We start from the raw sequence: 15,698 nt of genomic DNA on the forward strand, positions 1-15,698 counted from the left end.
AACACAAGTTAAGCGATGTAAATGAATAGGAATTTGGTAAATGAATTTCAAACACGCAGGATTCGGATATCAAATCTGCTCTCGATCCACACTGCATCGACAGATGGCATTCAATGAATCCATCATTGTGTGCTCGTGCCGTGGCTGTTATGTTGGGCGACGAGATAGAGCGTTTCTCATGTTGCTGTGCAGTGAGCAAACATCCGTGAAATGTAACTTCTTAACGGAAAATCCACGCACGCCTATGTTCCTTGCTCTACACCAATATGAGAAATGCTCTACGGCATATTCGGAAATGGTGTGAACTTTCTGACGGTAATGCAGAGGGCGTTTTCTTGAGGGAAACGCCCGAATAGCGTGGTGACTTCGGTCTACAGTAAATTCGAAAAGTGCCATAGCGCAGGTGTTGAGGCGTATGCAAACTTCTTTCAGCCACAATGAAGATACGGCAGCGAGTCGGGTCCGCGTGCAGGACCGTTCAGGAGTAAAGTGTGATGTTGTTCGATTCCGAAACGGTCAGCTTCGAGAGATCGAAGACAATTTAGCCGCCGAGGAGCCGCTCGAAATTCGGTTGTGCCACGGAAGAACTGAAGCCCGACAGGTTAAATCCTTGTCTGTTACGATGCGAACGCCGGGTAACGATTACGAATTGGCTGTAGGCTTCCTGATAAGCGAAGCAGTGGTCCGAGATTCCTCGGACATCATGGCGGTCCATTCGATCGCTTTGCAGCCATCAGGCAGAGCTGTGACCTGTCCTACGATAAGCCCGTTGGAATACGGCGCTCGCTCCATCTATAACACACTACAAGTTGAACTCCATTCGGACGTAACAGTTAACGCGGCCACACTCGACCGCAACTTCTATACGACCTCGAGTTGCGGGATTTGCGGCAAGGCATCGCTTCTGGCGCTGCGGACTGTCTGTCCGGTGCGAACTCCCGACTCTTTTTCAATTGATACATCCTTATTGTGTGAACTTCCCGCCAAAGCTCGCCAGTGTCAGAGCCTGTTCGAGCTGACGGGCGGGCTCCATGCGGCAGCGCTCTTCGATTCGAGTGGCAAGTTGCAGTCGATCCGAGAAGATGTTGGCCGTCACAACGCGGTGGATAAGCTGATCGGGGCTGAATTTATTGCCGATAGGACACCTCTTCGTGACCGGCTGCTGTTCCTCTCAGGGCGTGCCAGCTTCGAACTCCTGCAGAAGGCTGTAATGGCAGGCATCCCAATGGTTGTAGCGATCGGTGCGCCCTCAAGTCTAGCCGTGCAAGTCGCCAAAGAATTTGATGTAACTCTGGTGGGGTTTCTGCGCGATTGTCAATTCAATATCTATAGCCGGCCCCAGAGGGTACGGTTTGCGGGGCAGGCAGGCCGACCATGAAGCTAAGAATTAAGGGAAACTCAATCAGGTTGAGGGTATCGCGTTCTGACCTCGCAAAACTGGCAGAGAGCGGTACGATCCAGGATGGGGTGCACTTCTCCGGCCATCATCGAGACGCATGGGTTTACGGTATTGTCCGAAAGGCTTTGAGTGCGCCGACAGTGGAGTTCGAAGAAAGGAAGGTCCTGGTGGTAGTCGGAGATGAAGACGTTCAAAGGTGGTGGGGTACTGAGGAGGTCGGAATCTATTTCTCTCTAGATATTGGTGTGCACGGAATGCTGGATGTTGCTCTTGAGAAAGACTTCGCCTGCGTGGATCGAAGTGATGAAGAGAACTCTGACACCTTTCCGTATCCACTCGTCTCGGAGCATTGCGACGTCCCTCCAGAATCGTGACGAAAACGCCCCTCGGATGGCTGATGGTAGACATGGAAACCCAGCAGCCAGCGGTGGCCCAGAATGACCTGCGCATTTGTTGTTTGAGGAGTTTCGTGATGAGTGAGGTACTAAGATATTTCGTTCTTGGCTTCAGTGCCTTGGTTCCGCTTGTCAATCCTCCTGGATCAGCACTAGAGCTGTTAAGCATCGTTGGTCTGGAAGATGTTCGACCCTACAGGACGCTGGCTAGAAAGATTTCCATCAATACGATGTTCTTTCTTGCTGCAGCCGGCCTGGCCGGCCCATACGTATTGGAGTTCTTCGGTATCTCAATCGAAATTCTTCAACTGATGGGTGGATCTGTAATTGTGGCTATGGGCTGGGTGATGCTGAATAAGCAGGAGAACCAACCCGACAGTAAAGATCCTGAGATTCGGCAGGCCGCTGAGGTCTGTGCGGCGAATTACTGGGATTCCAGAGCCTTCTATCCACTTACCTTCCCCATGACCGTCGGGCCAGGCTCTTTTGCGGTTATGTTGACGCTAAGCAGCGAGGCCAAAGGACTTCCTCTCTACGAGCGTTTATGGGCATTCGCCGGTCTCCTTCTCGCCCTTACCCTAATGAGCGTATTGGTCTACCTCTTTTACGCATATGCTCCGCGTGTCGCCAAGTTGATTCCGGCGGCTGCCATCCAAGGGGTGCTGCGTGTCGTTGCTTTTCTGCTGCTCTGCATCGGCGGACAGATTGCCTGGCACGGACTGCAAGTCCTGCTGAAGGCCATTCGCCCATAATGTCGCATCTTCCCTCCATGTTCCAGAAACATGGAATTGTCACGATTGGCTTACCGTGTGAAGTTATGGGAAGAGCTTTCTTGGTCTCAGGGATATGATGAATGATTCAATTCCCATCCTAATTGACGGAGCAACAGTCGATGCCGTCCCTGGAGAACTGCTGATTGAAGCAGTGCTACGCCGCAGTGAAATTCCCCACATCTGCTACCACTCGCCCTTAATGGGCCCTATACGGACCTGCGATACATGCATTGTGGATGTCAATGGGGCGTTAGTACGTGCATGCGGCGAAACCATTCGTCCGGGGATGAAAATCGTGACAACATCGGACGCAGCAGTGAAGGCACGGACAGAAGCCTTCGACACGATTCTCGGCAATCACATGCTCTATTGCACTGTGTGCGACAACAACAATGAGAACTGCCGGGTTCACAACACCGCCCTCGCGTTGAATGTGCAGCACCAGAAGCACCCGTACAAAGCGAAGCCGTATCCGGTGGACATGTCGAACCCCTTTTATCGATACGATCCCACCCAATGCATTCTTTGCGGCCAATGTGTTCAAGCCTGCCAGACGGTGGAGGTTAACGAGACTCTATCTATTGACTGGGAGAGGGAGCATCCTCGCGTGCTCTGGGATGGAGGCGAACAGATCGCAGGTTCCAGTTGCGTCTCATGTGGCCACTGCGTAACCGTATGTCCGTGCAACGCACTCATGGAAAAGTCGATGTTGAGCGAGGCCGGATATTTGAGCGGCATACCGCATGATTCTTTGGAAAAGATGATTGAGGTGGTCAAGGATCTGGAGCCTGAAATGGGCTATGGCGCCATCATGCAGGTTTCGCAGACCGAAGCGAAGATGCGCGAGTCGCGCGTCAAGAAGACCAAGACCGTTTGCACATTCTGCGGCGTCGGCTGTAGTTACGATGTCTGGACTAAAGATCGGCACATTCTCAAGATCGTTCCCCTGCACGGAGACGCAAATCAAATCTCGACCTGCGTAAAGGGCAAATTCGGTTGGGACTTTGTCAATCATGCCGATCGGCTGCAGCGGCCCTTGATTCGCGAAGGGAAGAGCTTTCGCGAGGCGAACTGGGATGAAGCACTGGGCTTGATTGCCACAAAGCTGAACAGTATCAAGCAGCAGTCCGGTCCCGACTCCATCGCAGTCATCATCTCCTCGAAGACGACCAATGAGGAGGGATTCCTGATGCAGAAGTTCGCCCGAGCGGTAATCGGTACAAACAACATTGACAACTGCTCCCGATACTGTCAGGCGCCTGCGGCAGCAGGCCTACATCGAACCGTTGGGTACTCGGGTGACTCCGGGTCGATCCATGATATCGCCAACTCCGATCTGGTCATGATCATCGGGTCCAATACGGCGGAAAGCCATCCGGTTCTTGCGACACGTGTGAAAAGAGCGCACAAGCTTCACCAGCAGAAGCTCATTGTGGCCGACCCTCGTGAGCACGAAATGGCCCGGCGCGCCGATATTCACTTCCGTCCCCGTCCCGGAACCGATTTGATCTGGATCTCGGCGATGAGCCGCTACATGTTCGATCACGGTCACGCCAAATCGGCTTTCCTCGAAAAATGGGTGAACGGCGTGGACGAGTACGTCAAGAGCCTTGAGCCTTTTACGCTCGAATACGCGTCGAAGATTTGTGATCTTCCCCTGACCACATTGGAGCTTGTAGCGAAAACTATCGCAGCTGCAGATACCATGTGCATTCTTTGGGCGATGGGTATCACCCAACACACGAATGCCTCTGATGAATCGACAGCCGTTTCCAATTTGCTCTTGGTGACTGGAAATTACATGCGCCCCGGATGCGGTGCGTACCCGCTGCGTGGACACAACAATGTACAGGGTGCTGGTGACATTGGCGCCGCGCCCGACAACTTGCCTGGCTATCAGGATCTGACGGATCCGGTAGTCCGCAAGCGATTCGAAGAGAGATGGCACACCGCAATTCCCAGCCAACCGGGCATGAACAATCACCAGATGGTTGAGGCTATCTATGGCGGCCAGCTTCATGCGATGTACCTGGCCGGAGAAGACATGATTTCGGCCGACTCGAATTCCAACTTCCTCGCCGGCGCGCTCGAGAAGCTGGATTTCCTGATCGTACAGGATGTTTTCTTTTCCGAAACTTGCCGTTATGCGGATGTGGTACTGCCTGCCGCCCCGGCTCTCGAGAAGGAAGGAACCTTCACGAGCACGGAGAGAAGAATTCAGCGAACCTATCCGAGTTTCGCTGAACTCGGAGATAGCAGGGCCGACTGGAAGATTACCCAGGACATCGCGAACCGAATGGGAGCAGGATGGAGCTATCAACACCCATCGGAGATCATGGATGAACTAGCATCACTGTCTCCGATTTATGCGGGTGTGAGTTACGAGCGACTCGAAGGATACAAGACGCTGCAGTGGCCAGTTGCTTCGAACGGCTCGGATCAGCCGGTGCTTTATCTGAATGGCTTTCCGTTCCCCGATGGCAAAGCGAGGCTTTATCCGGTCTCATTTCACGAACCTGTCGAGAGACCGGACGTGGAGTTCGATCTGTTTCTCAACAACGGAAACCAGCTCGAACATTTTCATCAAGGCAACCTGACCTACCGGGTGAACGGCATTCGCCAGGAGACGCCGGAACGGTACCTCGAAATCTCGAATGAACTCGCTCAAGAACGGAATATCCAGTCCGGGCGATGGCTGCGGGTGACCAGCCGGCACGGCTCACTCAAAATCAAGGCGCTCGTGACAGACCGCGTTCACGGTAAGCAGGTCTATCTTCCGCTATTCTCTCGAGAAGAGCCAATCAACGTTCTTACTGGTTCTCATGTGGACCCAGCGACTGCTACTCCGGGATACAAAGAGACCGCTGTCAAAATCGATCTGCTTCCCAGCCAGGGGACGAATCCGCTCAAGCAACTTAATTTTCGCTATTCCGGCAAACCTACTCCGCAGATGGGCGTAGAGGTGGAGCGCAAGTGGAAGCGATCGGATTACCGCTTTCCTGGAAAGCCGGAGCTGGTACAGATCCAGAGGAAAGCAACCAAAGCATCTGAGGAGATTTAACATGGCTTCTCCTGTCGAGTTTCGAACCTTTACACCCGAAGACAGTCGTCTGGATCTCCAGCGAAGGATTGCATCTGCTCCCCGGAAACATGCCGAGGCGATCCTTGAGTCCTACGAACTGCTGCAGCGTCTGCACGACTGCGGCGCTCTGGCCATCGCAAATGGTCTTCTCAACGCCGGTCCAACGGTAATCGGAAAAGTCACGGATGTCGTCTCCAGCGCGCCGGCAGTGACTACTCTTAGACTTGGGTTGAGTTTCGGCAAAATTGCAACTGCAATTGATGCGAATCAGGTAGAACAAGCCGTTTCCGAGTCAGCTACCCCACCTTCCTGGTGGCGGGTTATCCGGTTGATCTTCAAGAAGGAGACGCGGGAGGCCTTGGGACTCAGCCTTGGTCTCCTTGTCGCCTTTGGCGCGGCAATCGCAAAGCAACGCGAGAATCGTGCTTCAAAGTGATCTGTCCGGGGTGCCCGGCCAACGATCTAAGCGCAGTATGTACGCTTGCGCATCCAAAATGTCAGCGAGACGTCGAGAAGAATTGCCGGCGTGACGAATCGACATATAGAGGCGGTAGTTTGGCCAGTGCAGGAACCAGGAAGCAGTCTACTGGAGGGCTTCCTGGTTCCTGCACTGGTTTTTGACATGTCGTTCGTAGCGCAATGTTGCGGACGCTTTTTGTCAGCTTGATTAAGTTCTTGCTATCTCATACAGAAACCATGCTCGGCGCTGAGTCTCGTCAATCCAGTTTTCGAGCACACTTGTTGAAGCGACATCGCCGGCTTCATCGCACAAGTCGTGCACACTCCGCATGCTTAGTACCAGAGACTTGTTGTCCTCCCATAACTCACTGAGCATATCTTTCGGAGTAACAAATTCGGCGTCGTTGTCGGCAATGCGCTTGATTCGCGCGATGTGAGCGATCGAACGCAGTGTCGTACCGCCGATCTTGCGCACTCTCTCAGCGATGTCGTCCGTCATCGCGAACAGCTGATCTCCATGTTCATCCAAAAAGAGATGATAATCTCGGAAGTGCAGACCACTCATGTGCCAATGAAAATTCTTGGTTTTTACATATAGGGCAAAAACGTCCGCCAATAATGCTGTGAGGGCTCCAGAGATCTCCTTGACGGACTCTGGCGCAATATCAGTACGCTGAATATGAGTTGCAGTGCTGCGTGCTTCATTTTCCGGCTTCGTTTCTGTTGCCATTCTCGTCTCTCCTGTCGGTGTACATGTTGATCTGGTCCGGCGTTGACGGTTTTGCCAACTCGGCTACGTTGTCGGCTTCCCCTGGGCGGTCTCACTTTTGGTCGACAGGAAGCGGCGCCATGGGCGAGACAAGTGCCTCCACGCGCAGAGCGCGCCAGAAGTCGTCTGGCACCTTCTCATTCATTGCGTGGTGGTCCTCAATAATCCTTTTTGGCCGGCTGGCGCCGGGAATGACCGCTGCGGATGCTGGATGAGCAAGCGAGAAATGCAAGCTAGCAGCTTTGATCGAAACTGCGAACCGTTCGCAGACCTTCTTAATCCTCTGAACCTTGGCTATTACCTCTGCGCTCGCGGGGGCATATTCGAAGTTCGCGCCACCAGCCAGAACACCAGACGAGTAAGGGCCACCCACAACAATGTCTACTCTCTTTAACTCGCAGGCAGGCATAAGACGCTGCAATGCCAGGTCGTGATCGAGAAGCGTATAGCGTCCTGCCAGAAGGAAAGCGTCGGGCCGCATCTCCGTCATCTCAAGTGTCAGTTCGCAAGGCTCCACTCGGTTCACACCAAGGCCCCAGCCCTTAATGACCTTCTCATCGCGCAGTCTGGTCAACGCGACCATGGCGCCCCGGTGAGCAACCTCGAATTGGGCAATCCAGTTGTCTCCATGGAAATCCCGCGCGATGTCGTGGATCCACACGATATCCAGGTGGTCTACACCGAGTCGCTTAAGGCTGTCCTCGATCGACCGAGCAGTTCCGTCCGCGGTGTAGTCATACATGATCTTGTTCTTGCGGCCGTGCTTGAAAAGGTCGCCTTTCTCCCCGAAGCTTTGGACCTCCTGCTCCACTTCGTCAAGAATGATTCTGCCGACTTTACTGCTCAGAAGATAGTCGGAGCGCTTGTGTCTCGACAGTAACTTGCCGAGCCTGATTTCTGAGAGTCCTCCTCCGTAAAACGGTGCCGTATCGAAGTATCGGGTCCCGGCGGACCACGCCGCTTCCACGGTTGCATCAGCTTCGGTGTCCGGGATGTTTCGGAACATGTTTCCTAATGGCGCAGCTCCGAACCCTAAAGGACCATTCAGCAGATACTCTCTGATACTCATGCTTTCATCCATCCATGGTGTGCGTGCATAATGTCAGATCCCAATTGGCTCACCAGCCCATGGATCAGAAACGATGGTCCAGACCGGCACTGATCGCACTTGTCAGCTTAGTCTCGCCCGGCCGCGCGATTTGCCACAATTCCATTTTCATGGAATAGACATGATTGTTTTCGACTTCTAGCCTGTGGTGCAATCCATCGATAACGGCTTCGCTTGAAGTAAGCTGCTGGGTGAAGGAACGATTGACTAAACCGCTATAGAAATGAGCCATGGCAAGGGGTGGAACGGATACGTGCACTGCATTGGACGCGATTCTTTAAAAGGAGCGTGAGTATTCCTATGAATGTCCGATGTTTCTCTTTCGGGCCCTTTGTTCTTATCCCGGCCAGCTAGGCCCTGCTCAGAGGTGGAATGCGCGTTCAAAGTGTAATTTGATTGAATATCGAATGCCTGATATCGACGAAGCAGAGTGAGAGTTCAGGAGATCTGGATGACTGATTCGACCAAAGGAGCAAGGCTACTTCCACTCAGGGCGCTTCTGACAATTGCCGTTTCTGTCGGGAGTGTGGCGATCGCGTTCGCCTATACCGCAGGGTGGTTGTCATCCCATCGGCTTACCCCCAAGGCGATGCTAAGAGCGCTCGATGGACCGGAAGGCCCTGCGCTCGGCCATCGCCGAAACCATGCCAAGGGAATTTGCTTTATCGGGACATTTGAGGCGAATGGTAATGGGGTAACGCTCTCTAGGGCGCAAGTCTTCGAGCGTGGACAATATCCGGTGGTAGGACGCTTCAACATTGCTGGCCCAGACCCTCACACACCTGACCCAATGGCACAGGTGCGCGGTCTTGGTATTCGTATCATGACCTCAAACGGTCAGGAGTGGCGAAGCGCTATGATCGATGCGCCGGTCTTTGCAGCTCCCACCCCGCAGGACTTCTTCGCCTTGACTCAAGCCGCCGCAAGTAAGGATCCTAACGCCCTCAAGCAATACAGCTCGGTGCATCCAGAGATTTTGACCTTCATTGACTGGGCTAAGAACCATCCCCGTACAGAAAGCTGGGCCGAAACCCGCTTCAATAGTCTTGACTCCTTCGTCTTCATCGATGCTTCCAACTCGAAGCATATTGTCCGATGGTCCTTCCTACCTCTCTTGTCACCTGTCACAATTCCTCCTACTGAACTTGCTAAACGTGACCCCGATTTCCTTGTAGCGGACATTACGAAACGCGTGGCTACAAGTCCTCAACGCTGGGAACTCATCGTCACGATTGCCAATCCCGGTGATCCCACTTCCGATCCAACGAAGGCATGGCCAGCAGATCGTCGCACAGTCGATACGGGGACGCTGATCGTACAGCAGATCGTGCCAGAGGCCGATGGCCCGTGCCGCGACATCAACTTCGATCCAACAGTTTTGCCGCATGGAATCACGACCTCCGATGATCCCTTTCCTGCGGCCCGTTCGGCAGCATATCGCGTGTCATATGACAGTCGCATAGCTGAATCATCTAGCTACCCAAGGATGCAGAAAGGGGAAAAGCAATGAGAGCCCGCCTGACCAGGTTCACTGCACCTCAACGTTTCCTCCATTGGGTTATGGCCATTTGCATTTTCTCGATGCTGTTTATCGGGATCGGCATGATCTCCGTCGTCTCCCCGAAGTATCTGACTTTAATCCAGATTCACAAAGTGTTGGGAATCGCGATTCTCTTGCTTGCCCTCATTCGTCTGACATTACGCATGGTGTACGGCGTACCCGCATTGCCAGCCGATCTACCACTCACTGACAAACTCGCGGCAGTTTCATCTGAGTACATTTTCTATGCGCTGATGATAGGCATGCCGTTCATTGGGTGGGGCATGTTGTCAGCGTCGTCCCACCCGGTGATCTTATTCGGAGGGGTGCATCTGCCTCCGATTCTGCCGGTAAACCCGCAGCTGTACACATTGCTTTGGCGTGCACATTATTGCTTCGCGTTACTTTTCTTTGCACTCATCCTCATACATTTTTCCGCAATGATCTTTCACAAAATGGTCAGGAACGATGGCATCTTCGAAACGATGGCACCTGTTCAAATTACGCATCAGAAAGACGAGTCAGTCTCTAGGAAGAGTTGACGATGGGAGCCTTCACGGTGACTTCAATGTCTGACACGTCTGCACGATTGCGGCGCTCTGGCCATAGCAAATGGGATATCGTCTCCAGTGCACCGGTGGTGACGACTCTTCGAATTGGACTGACTCTTGGCAAAATTGCAACTGCAATTGATGCGAATCAGATAGAACGAGTTGTTTCGGAGTCAGCGACTCCAACTTCCTGGTGGCGCATTATTCGGCTGGCTCTCAAGAATGAGACGCGGGAGGCCTTGGGACCCAGCCTTGGTTTCCTTGTCGCCTCCCACGCGGCAATCGCAAAGCAACGCGAGAATGGAGCGTCGAAGTGATCTGACCGGGGCTGTCTCAGGCTGCATAGATGTTGGCGAATACGGTTATGCAAATCACTCGATCGCGAAGACTGAAGTACGATGCACTTCAAATTCCAAATTGTCCGCCAGCCGCATAAGTTGATTCATGAGTCCGAGCATGCTTTTTTCCTCGGGCCAGAGCTCCGCAGATCTCTGTCTGACAAAGTCATCCCAAACTTGATTGGACCGTGGACGAAGCGTTGTCTCTGGAGAAGCGCCACTCTTCAAGTGACTTTCAAGACGCTCTGCTATCTGGATCAAGGCTTCGGAACATCCCCCGCGAAATCGTTCATCAATAGCCTGAAAGGCAGTTGAGCGTGAAATCCTTTCGCCGTAGAGCCTCCTCTCAAGGAGAGGCAGTTCCATCACATAGAAAGCCCTCAATGTCGCCTGCCAGCGTCGAACGCGATCACGTGCCGCCAGTTTTCCCGACCGCCGGTTCCCAGTCTCAAACAATACGGCATCGGCCTCCGCGTGAATCGCGTCAAAGAGCTGAGAGAGTCGATCCCGTTGTTTGCGGATCAAGATGGCACTTTCTCCCCGGTTGCCGAGAGGAGGTCCGGACAAGATACTTGCGACCAGACGGGCGCTTTCCGCAAAGCTTTTAACCATTTCCTCAGCTGCCGAGGTGGGATTCAGACGCTCGAAAACGATCCACATCATGGTGATGCCCAACAGAACTCCGACAGCTCTGTCCCGCCCGATCGTAAGGTTGAGTGAAATGCTGAAGTCGGTCACGTTGACTAGATAGAAGGCGAATGCCATCTGAAGGCCGACATAGGAAAGGCGCGTGCTTGATGTCGCTACATATGCCGCGATCGCTGTCACGACGGCGAATACCATCGTCAGCCCGGTGATCGAATCGATGTACGGAAGGATGAAGATCTGTGATCCTAATCCAAAAACAAAGCCGCCGATCATCGCTCCTGCAATGCGCAGCATCTGCTTTTGACGGGAAGAGCCGATATTGCTGAGAGCCGTGAGGATACAGGTGGTTACGGCTGTCGAAATTCCCGGCCAATTGAGAGCAACATAGACTATGTAGCAAAGCATCGCTGCGCTTGTTCCAGCAAGGGCAAATTTCAAGTGTTCGGGGTTGCTGAATGCATCTTCGACTAGAATCCGATGCGGCGATTCGGGCTGTTCCAGAACGATAAGCCTCGGATCAATGCGAGAAGGTGTTCTGAGCACCGAGCCCATCAAATCAATCATGGATTCCAACTCGGAAAAGAGCGGCGTGCTTCCCGCTCGCTCCTGAAGCACTTCCCACTTTTTCGGCGGATCCCCGGACTTTACCGCTTGTTGAATCTCCACGACCCGAGATAGCAATGCCACGGTACGCTGCCGTGCTGGAGGCTCCAAAGAAGATGCTTCTGAGACATAGGCGGTAGCAAAATCGATGCTCCTGCCGATCAGTGAAACCAGGGCACTCATCTTCATGCGTTCGATCGGAGTGTAATTGTTGCGAACGGTCTGCCGTCGCAGGACGCCCGCGCCGGTTACGGCGTACCGTGTGATGGATTCAGTGACCGCATCTGGAACTGGATGCCCTTCACTGTAAGCTCGGAGCATGTCTTCAATGTTGCGGAGGCGATCAATAATTCCCTCGCGAAGCGGATCCGTCCGGTCATAGTACCGAAACACTACCTCTACCAGGACCGTGATGACCGCTCCAATGCAAGTAGCGAGAATTTGCCACAACGTAAGTTCGAGATTCAGTTCTGCAGGCCCGGGCAGATACCAGATCGCCAGCGTGCCCGTTGCCACCACAACGATTCCGGTCGTGAGCGGAAAGTTTGTTAAAGTTCTCAGCAAGAAAAAGCAGAGAAAAATGCTTACCAGTTCCCAGAGAAAATGTGTACTTGGAATAGAAGCGAACATGCGGGCGCCGATAGGGGTGAGCGCGGCCCACAGAGCAAAGGCGAAAACAAAGTAGAATCCCGTCTTGGCAGTCGAAACGAGGTTTTCCCGGGAGAGAATGAAAGCACAATTCACTCCGATCGCTCCGTAGGGGATTCTGAAAGTGATGATGACGATCATGCTCAGTGTTGCGGCGATCACCATCCGCGCAACCACCGAACCCCTGCCTGGATAGGGTTTTAACTCCTGACGCAGAGATACCGGGAACCACTCGGTAAACTTCTCCATCAAAGGTGTCTCGGTAGCAAATGCCACTTGTCACCTCCCTCTCGCGGACTGGATATCGCCACGGATCACAACGACGGCTGATTCTCCGAAGCGGAAGAACTCATTGGGTGGCGATTCCAACCGGACCCGGACCGGAAAGCGGGAAGCAAGGTGCACCCAGTTCAAAGTCCGTTGAACATCGGGAAGTCCATTCGTCAGTTGCCCGATCAGATCTGCGTCCGGCGTGACGCCGAACCCTACGCTGTCAACGACCCCTTTGAATCGAATGCCAGGTCTTGAAAGCACATAGACATAGGCCTCCATTCCCGGGCGAATATGGCGTAGTTGGGTTTCGCGAAAATTGGCGATTGCCCACCAGACCCGTGTATCAATCAACGTGAATATCTTTTCCCCTGCATGCGCGTAGGCCCCTTCAGACAAAGTGAGATTTGTGACTCGCGCATCAAAGGGGGCGACGACACTACAGTGATCGAGGTTGTACTGTGCCGTATCAATGGCCGCGAACTTCCCAGGCACTTGGCCTTGGAGCGGTTGAAGCGTTGTGACGTTATGAGTTGCCTGCAACACCTGATGCTGGCTCTGTGTCAGAGTGGCCTGTCCCTGTTTGTATTGAGCCTCGGCGGCATTGAGGCTTGCTTCAGCAAGCTCAAGTTGAGATCGCGCCTGGTTTGCGACCTGAGAACGTGTACTGACTAGGGTCCTTGCCTGATCGACCTGGTCCACAGTGACAAATTGCTTTTGCAGAAGAGGTTCGACGCGGTGGAGATTATTCGTTGCATAATCGAGTTCAGCGTCAGCTCTTTCGACAGCGGCTTTTGCATTTCGGACGTCGGCATTCGCCTGATCGATTCCGGCGCCGGCTCTGGTGAGGCTGGCTTCCGAACTCAGCGTTTCCGCCTTGGCTACATCGACGGCACTGACTTTGCCTGCGATGATGCGACCTTCATCATCAATCTGTCCTTGAAGAGCCTTGAGGTCCGACTTTGCTCCAGCGAGGGCATACGCATAGGGCCTCTGGTCAATTTCAAACAGAGGTTCCCCCTGTTTCACGAACTCGTTGTCGACAATGTGCAAATGCTGGATGGGCCCACTGACGACGGGGGCAATCCCGATGTAGTTGGCAAAGATCTCGGCATCGTCGGTCCTCGGATTCGATGTGACGCTCCGGAGAACGTAGATCCCTGTTACGGACGCATAAATGATGATGCCAGCACTCAGGAGTCTGCCTGCTGGGCCAAGAGCTACTTTGGATTCATCCGTTAACATAATGCTCCTCTAGCTGAACAAGAGCAGCCATAACGTGAAGGCGATGGAGGCGGCCAAGCAAGGGTAGGTGACAATGCTCCAGCGAATGAGTCCTTGTCGATTGCATGCAGAGAGACCAAAGCCCGCAGCTGCGCTAATAGCAATTCCGATCAGGATGCACACAAGCCATGCCGGAAAGTACGAACCCAGGATGTCGAAGGATGGTGCATCTCCGCATCCAGATAAGGGGGAGATCAATGCCAGCGTCGATAGGCTCGCAAGGATGTTGCGTTGGACATGCAGTGAGCATTGTTGATTTCCAAACATCATGCCAGCCTCCTTAGGGTCCCGGCCGAGAAGGCTGTGCCTGTATCAGGTCCGCGGTCCGGAATGCAAGATCAGCCAACTGCAAAAAAAGTTGAGCGCGTGCCGCAACCTCTTCGGAACGGGCCTGTGCCAGCGTCTTTTGGGCGGAAATAACATCAAGCTGATTTCTGACGCCTAAATTGTAGGATTGACGAGCGGCTTCGTAAGACTGTTCAGAAGCAGTGAGAAGTGCTGTAGCGGACTTCTGCTGCCGCAGCGCGGTTTGTGCGTTGGTGTAGGAGGCAAACACCTCCTGATCAATCTGGTCTCGAAGGGACTTGAGATCTGCTTCTGCGGCTCGACGCTCCGCCTGTGCACTCGCGAGCGCTTTTTCTCTCCGTGCCCCATCAAACAAGGCCCACTTCATCTGGAGACCGATGGACCACACTTCCCCCTGGGCATAGTGCCCCGGATAGAGGTCTTGCTGTCCGTAGGCACGAGCTAAACCTCCGTCACCGGTGAAACCTATGGAAGGACCATAGGCCGATCGCGCTTCCTTGATAGTTCCTTTCGAGGCACGAATGTGCGCGATCTGTTCCAGTAACTCAGGTCGCTGCCTGAGTGCACGATCAATCTCCTGATCGAGTGAATCCGGCACACTCGATGGAATCGGAAGTTCATGAACATCCTGGATGCGAAATGTAGTCTCGGCAGGAAGCCCCATGGAGGTTGCCAGTTGCCCCTGTGCGATGCGCTCAGCGCCGAGCGTCGCTTGCAGGTCATAGTCAGCCTGCTCACGAGCCGCGGTTGCTTCAAGGAGATCGGGAAGGGTACCGAGCCCGTTTTTCAATCGGCTCTGAGCATCTTCTTCTACGGTCTGTGCATTCTTGAGGCTGATTTCGGCCGCTTCATATTGCCCTTTTGCGTTGATGAGCTGGAAGAAGGCAGAGGAGACCTCGAATATCACTCGCCGGTGGGTGTCATTGAACTGAAGATTCGCAACAATCAGGTTGGCCTTGGCAACATCAACCGCTCCACCCCGTGCCCCAAAGTCGAAGATCAAGTATTCGACATGCAGTGTTGGTTCAAAGATGCCCAGCGTCTGACGATGGAAGAATTCGCCGATTAAGGCAGCATCGCGAACGGTCGAAGCCAATGCTACAGCAGTCAGCGTTGGATAAAAGGCAGATCGGGCAATTCCGAGTTCGGCCGCGTGCTCTCTGGCAATTTCCCATGCAACACGAGTCTTGGGATTGTGTGTCTCGGCAAGATCAATGAGTTCCGAGAGAGTGTAGACCTTGTCGGGATCGATGTCATAGGTGGTATTGCGCTCCGCAACGAGTTCCGCAGTAAGATCCTTTTCGATTTTCGAATGCCACGGCTTATTGGGAGAAGGCGCAGCGGACTGCGCAGAAAGACTTCTGCAAACGAGCAGGCCAATGAGCAGCATCACCGTGGCTGGACCTCCTCTCATGAAACTCCCACCATCCGCTTCTCAGCGTAGCTCCCTTGTCTTGCCTCAATCGCACCAGGATATACTCGTCGATCACGTCGCCCTTGGTCCACAGCAATAACCTTGTACTTC

15 protein-coding genes are annotated in these 15,698 nt (G+C 53.5%); 8 read left to right on the top strand and 7 right to left on the bottom strand.

Features of this window, described 5'->3' with window-relative positions; genetic code table 11:
- The first annotated feature begins 415 nt into the window (after positions 1-415).
- From fdhD to AC6I7T_RS31670, 5 genes are all read left to right on the top strand, one after another.
- Positions 416-1,378, top strand: coding sequence for a formate dehydrogenase accessory sulfurtransferase FdhD (gene fdhD / locus AC6I7T_RS31650; protein WP_497795470.1), 963 nt, complete (start codon positions 416-418; stop codon positions 1,376-1,378).
- Positions 1,375-1,773, top strand: coding sequence for a DUF7009 family protein (locus tag AC6I7T_RS31655; protein WP_497795471.1), 399 nt, complete (start codon positions 1,375-1,377; stop codon positions 1,771-1,773). The genes fdhD and AC6I7T_RS31655 overlap by 4 nt, the downstream gene beginning before the upstream one ends.
- A 98-nt stretch (positions 1,774-1,871) precedes the next feature.
- The gene (locus AC6I7T_RS31660) at positions 1,872-2,546 is read left to right on the top strand and encodes a MarC family protein (RefSeq protein WP_497795472.1); all 675 of its coding nucleotides are present in this window, start codon (positions 1,872-1,874) and stop codon (positions 2,544-2,546) included.
- A 94-nt stretch (positions 2,547-2,640) separates the two neighbouring features.
- Entirely contained in the window at positions 2,641-5,628 is a 2,988-nt protein-coding gene (fdhF, locus tag AC6I7T_RS31665; protein WP_497795473.1) for a formate dehydrogenase subunit alpha, read from the top strand.
- 1 nt (position 5,629) lies between these two features.
- Complete coding sequence (locus AC6I7T_RS31670) at positions 5,630-6,085, top strand: helical membrane plugin domain-containing protein (protein WP_497795474.1); 456 nt, start codon at positions 5,630-5,632, stop codon at positions 6,083-6,085.
- A 231-nt stretch (positions 6,086-6,316) separates the two neighbouring features.
- On the opposite strand, the gene AC6I7T_RS31675 is transcribed toward AC6I7T_RS31670, so the two are convergent.
- The 3 genes from AC6I7T_RS31675 to AC6I7T_RS31685 all read right to left on the bottom strand — a co-directional run bounded on the left by AC6I7T_RS31675 (position 6,317) and on the right by AC6I7T_RS31685 (position 8,244).
- Positions 6,317-6,838 carry a Dps family protein gene (locus tag AC6I7T_RS31675; protein ID WP_497795475.1) on the bottom strand — a complete coding sequence of 174 codons (522 nt, stop codon included), beginning with the start codon at positions 6,836-6,838 and terminating at the stop codon, positions 6,317-6,319.
- 91 nt (positions 6,839-6,929) lie between these two features.
- On the bottom strand, positions 6,930-7,946 hold the full coding sequence (locus AC6I7T_RS31680; RefSeq protein WP_497795477.1) for an aldo/keto reductase: 1,017 nt from the start codon (positions 7,944-7,946) through the stop codon (positions 6,930-6,932).
- A gap of 64 nt (positions 7,947-8,010) precedes the next feature.
- A complete protein-coding gene (locus AC6I7T_RS31685; RefSeq protein WP_497795479.1) occupies positions 8,011-8,244 on the bottom strand; it encodes a hypothetical protein in 234 nt (77 codons plus the stop codon).
- 192 nt (positions 8,245-8,436) lie between these two features.
- Between AC6I7T_RS31685 and AC6I7T_RS31690 the strand changes: the two genes are divergently transcribed.
- The 3 genes from AC6I7T_RS31690 to AC6I7T_RS31700 are packed head-to-tail and all read left to right on the top strand — an operon-like array spanning position 8,437 to position 10,393.
- Positions 8,437-9,495, top strand: a complete 1,059-nt coding sequence (locus tag AC6I7T_RS31690) for a catalase family peroxidase (RefSeq protein ID WP_497795480.1) — start codon at positions 8,437-8,439, stop codon at positions 9,493-9,495.
- Complete coding sequence (locus tag AC6I7T_RS31695) at positions 9,492-10,067, top strand: cytochrome b (protein ID WP_497795481.1); 576 nt, start codon at positions 9,492-9,494, stop codon at positions 10,065-10,067. Before AC6I7T_RS31690 ends, AC6I7T_RS31695 begins: the two co-directional genes overlap by 4 nt.
- Before the next feature lie 26 nt (positions 10,068-10,093).
- A complete protein-coding gene (locus AC6I7T_RS31700) occupies positions 10,094-10,393 on the top strand; it encodes a hypothetical protein (protein WP_497795483.1) in 300 nt (99 codons plus the stop codon).
- A gap of 54 nt (positions 10,394-10,447) precedes the next feature.
- Here the strand turns inward: AC6I7T_RS31700 and AC6I7T_RS31705 are convergent, their stop codons facing one another.
- From AC6I7T_RS31705 to AC6I7T_RS31720, 4 genes are read right to left on the bottom strand one after another with little or no spacing between them, the layout of a single operon-like run.
- A complete protein-coding gene (locus tag AC6I7T_RS31705) occupies positions 10,448-12,589 on the bottom strand; it encodes an FUSC family protein (RefSeq protein WP_497795485.1) in 2,142 nt (713 codons plus the stop codon).
- Positions 12,590-12,592: 3 nt separating this feature from the next.
- A complete protein-coding gene (locus AC6I7T_RS31710) occupies positions 12,593-13,828 on the bottom strand; it encodes an HlyD family secretion protein (RefSeq protein WP_497795487.1) in 1,236 nt (411 codons plus the stop codon).
- Positions 13,829-13,837: 9 nt separating this feature from the next.
- Positions 13,838-14,137 (bottom strand): YtcA family lipoprotein, encoded by a 300-nt coding sequence (locus tag AC6I7T_RS31715; RefSeq protein ID WP_497795489.1) that lies wholly within the window; start codon positions 14,135-14,137, stop codon positions 13,838-13,840.
- 10 nt (positions 14,138-14,147) lie between these two features.
- A complete protein-coding gene (locus AC6I7T_RS31720) occupies positions 14,148-15,587 on the bottom strand; it encodes a TolC family protein (RefSeq protein WP_497795491.1) in 1,440 nt (479 codons plus the stop codon).
- Between the last annotated feature and the right edge of the window lie 111 nt (positions 15,588-15,698).

It is taken from the genome of Humiphilus diazotrophicus (assembly GCF_059726315.1).

Excerpts from the sequence above, each read along its gene's own strand:
- fdhD (WP_497795470.1), top strand. The coding sequence starts at position 416 with ATGCAAACTTCTTTCAGCCACAATGAAGATACGGCAGCGAGTCGGGTC.
- AC6I7T_RS31655 (WP_497795471.1), top strand. The coding sequence starts at position 1,375 with ATGAAGCTAAGAATTAAGGGAAACTCAATCAGGTTGAGGGTATCGCGT.
- AC6I7T_RS31660 (WP_497795472.1), top strand. The coding sequence starts at position 1,872 with ATGAGTGAGGTACTAAGATATTTCGTTCTTGGCTTCAGTGCCTTGGTT.
- fdhF (WP_497795473.1), top strand. The coding sequence starts at position 2,641 with ATGATGAATGATTCAATTCCCATCCTAATTGACGGAGCAACAGTCGAT.
- AC6I7T_RS31670 (WP_497795474.1), top strand. The coding sequence starts at position 5,630 with ATGGCTTCTCCTGTCGAGTTTCGAACCTTTACACCCGAAGACAGTCGT.
- AC6I7T_RS31675 (WP_497795475.1), bottom strand. The coding sequence starts at position 6,838 with ATGGCAACAGAAACGAAGCCGGAAAATGAAGCACGCAGCACTGCAACT.
- AC6I7T_RS31680 (WP_497795477.1), bottom strand. The coding sequence starts at position 7,946 with ATGAGTATCAGAGAGTATCTGCTGAATGGTCCTTTAGGGTTCGGAGCT.
- AC6I7T_RS31690 (WP_497795480.1), top strand. The coding sequence starts at position 8,437 with ATGACTGATTCGACCAAAGGAGCAAGGCTACTTCCACTCAGGGCGCTT.
- AC6I7T_RS31695 (WP_497795481.1), top strand. The coding sequence starts at position 9,492 with ATGAGAGCCCGCCTGACCAGGTTCACTGCACCTCAACGTTTCCTCCAT.
- AC6I7T_RS31700 (WP_497795483.1), top strand. The coding sequence starts at position 10,094 with ATGTCTGACACGTCTGCACGATTGCGGCGCTCTGGCCATAGCAAATGG.
- AC6I7T_RS31710 (WP_497795487.1), bottom strand. The coding sequence starts at position 13,828 with ATGTTAACGGATGAATCCAAAGTAGCTCTTGGCCCAGCAGGCAGACTC.
- AC6I7T_RS31715 (WP_497795489.1), bottom strand. The coding sequence starts at position 14,137 with ATGATGTTTGGAAATCAACAATGCTCACTGCATGTCCAACGCAACATC.
- AC6I7T_RS31720 (WP_497795491.1), bottom strand. The coding sequence starts at position 15,587 with ATGAGAGGAGGTCCAGCCACGGTGATGCTGCTCATTGGCCTGCTCGTT.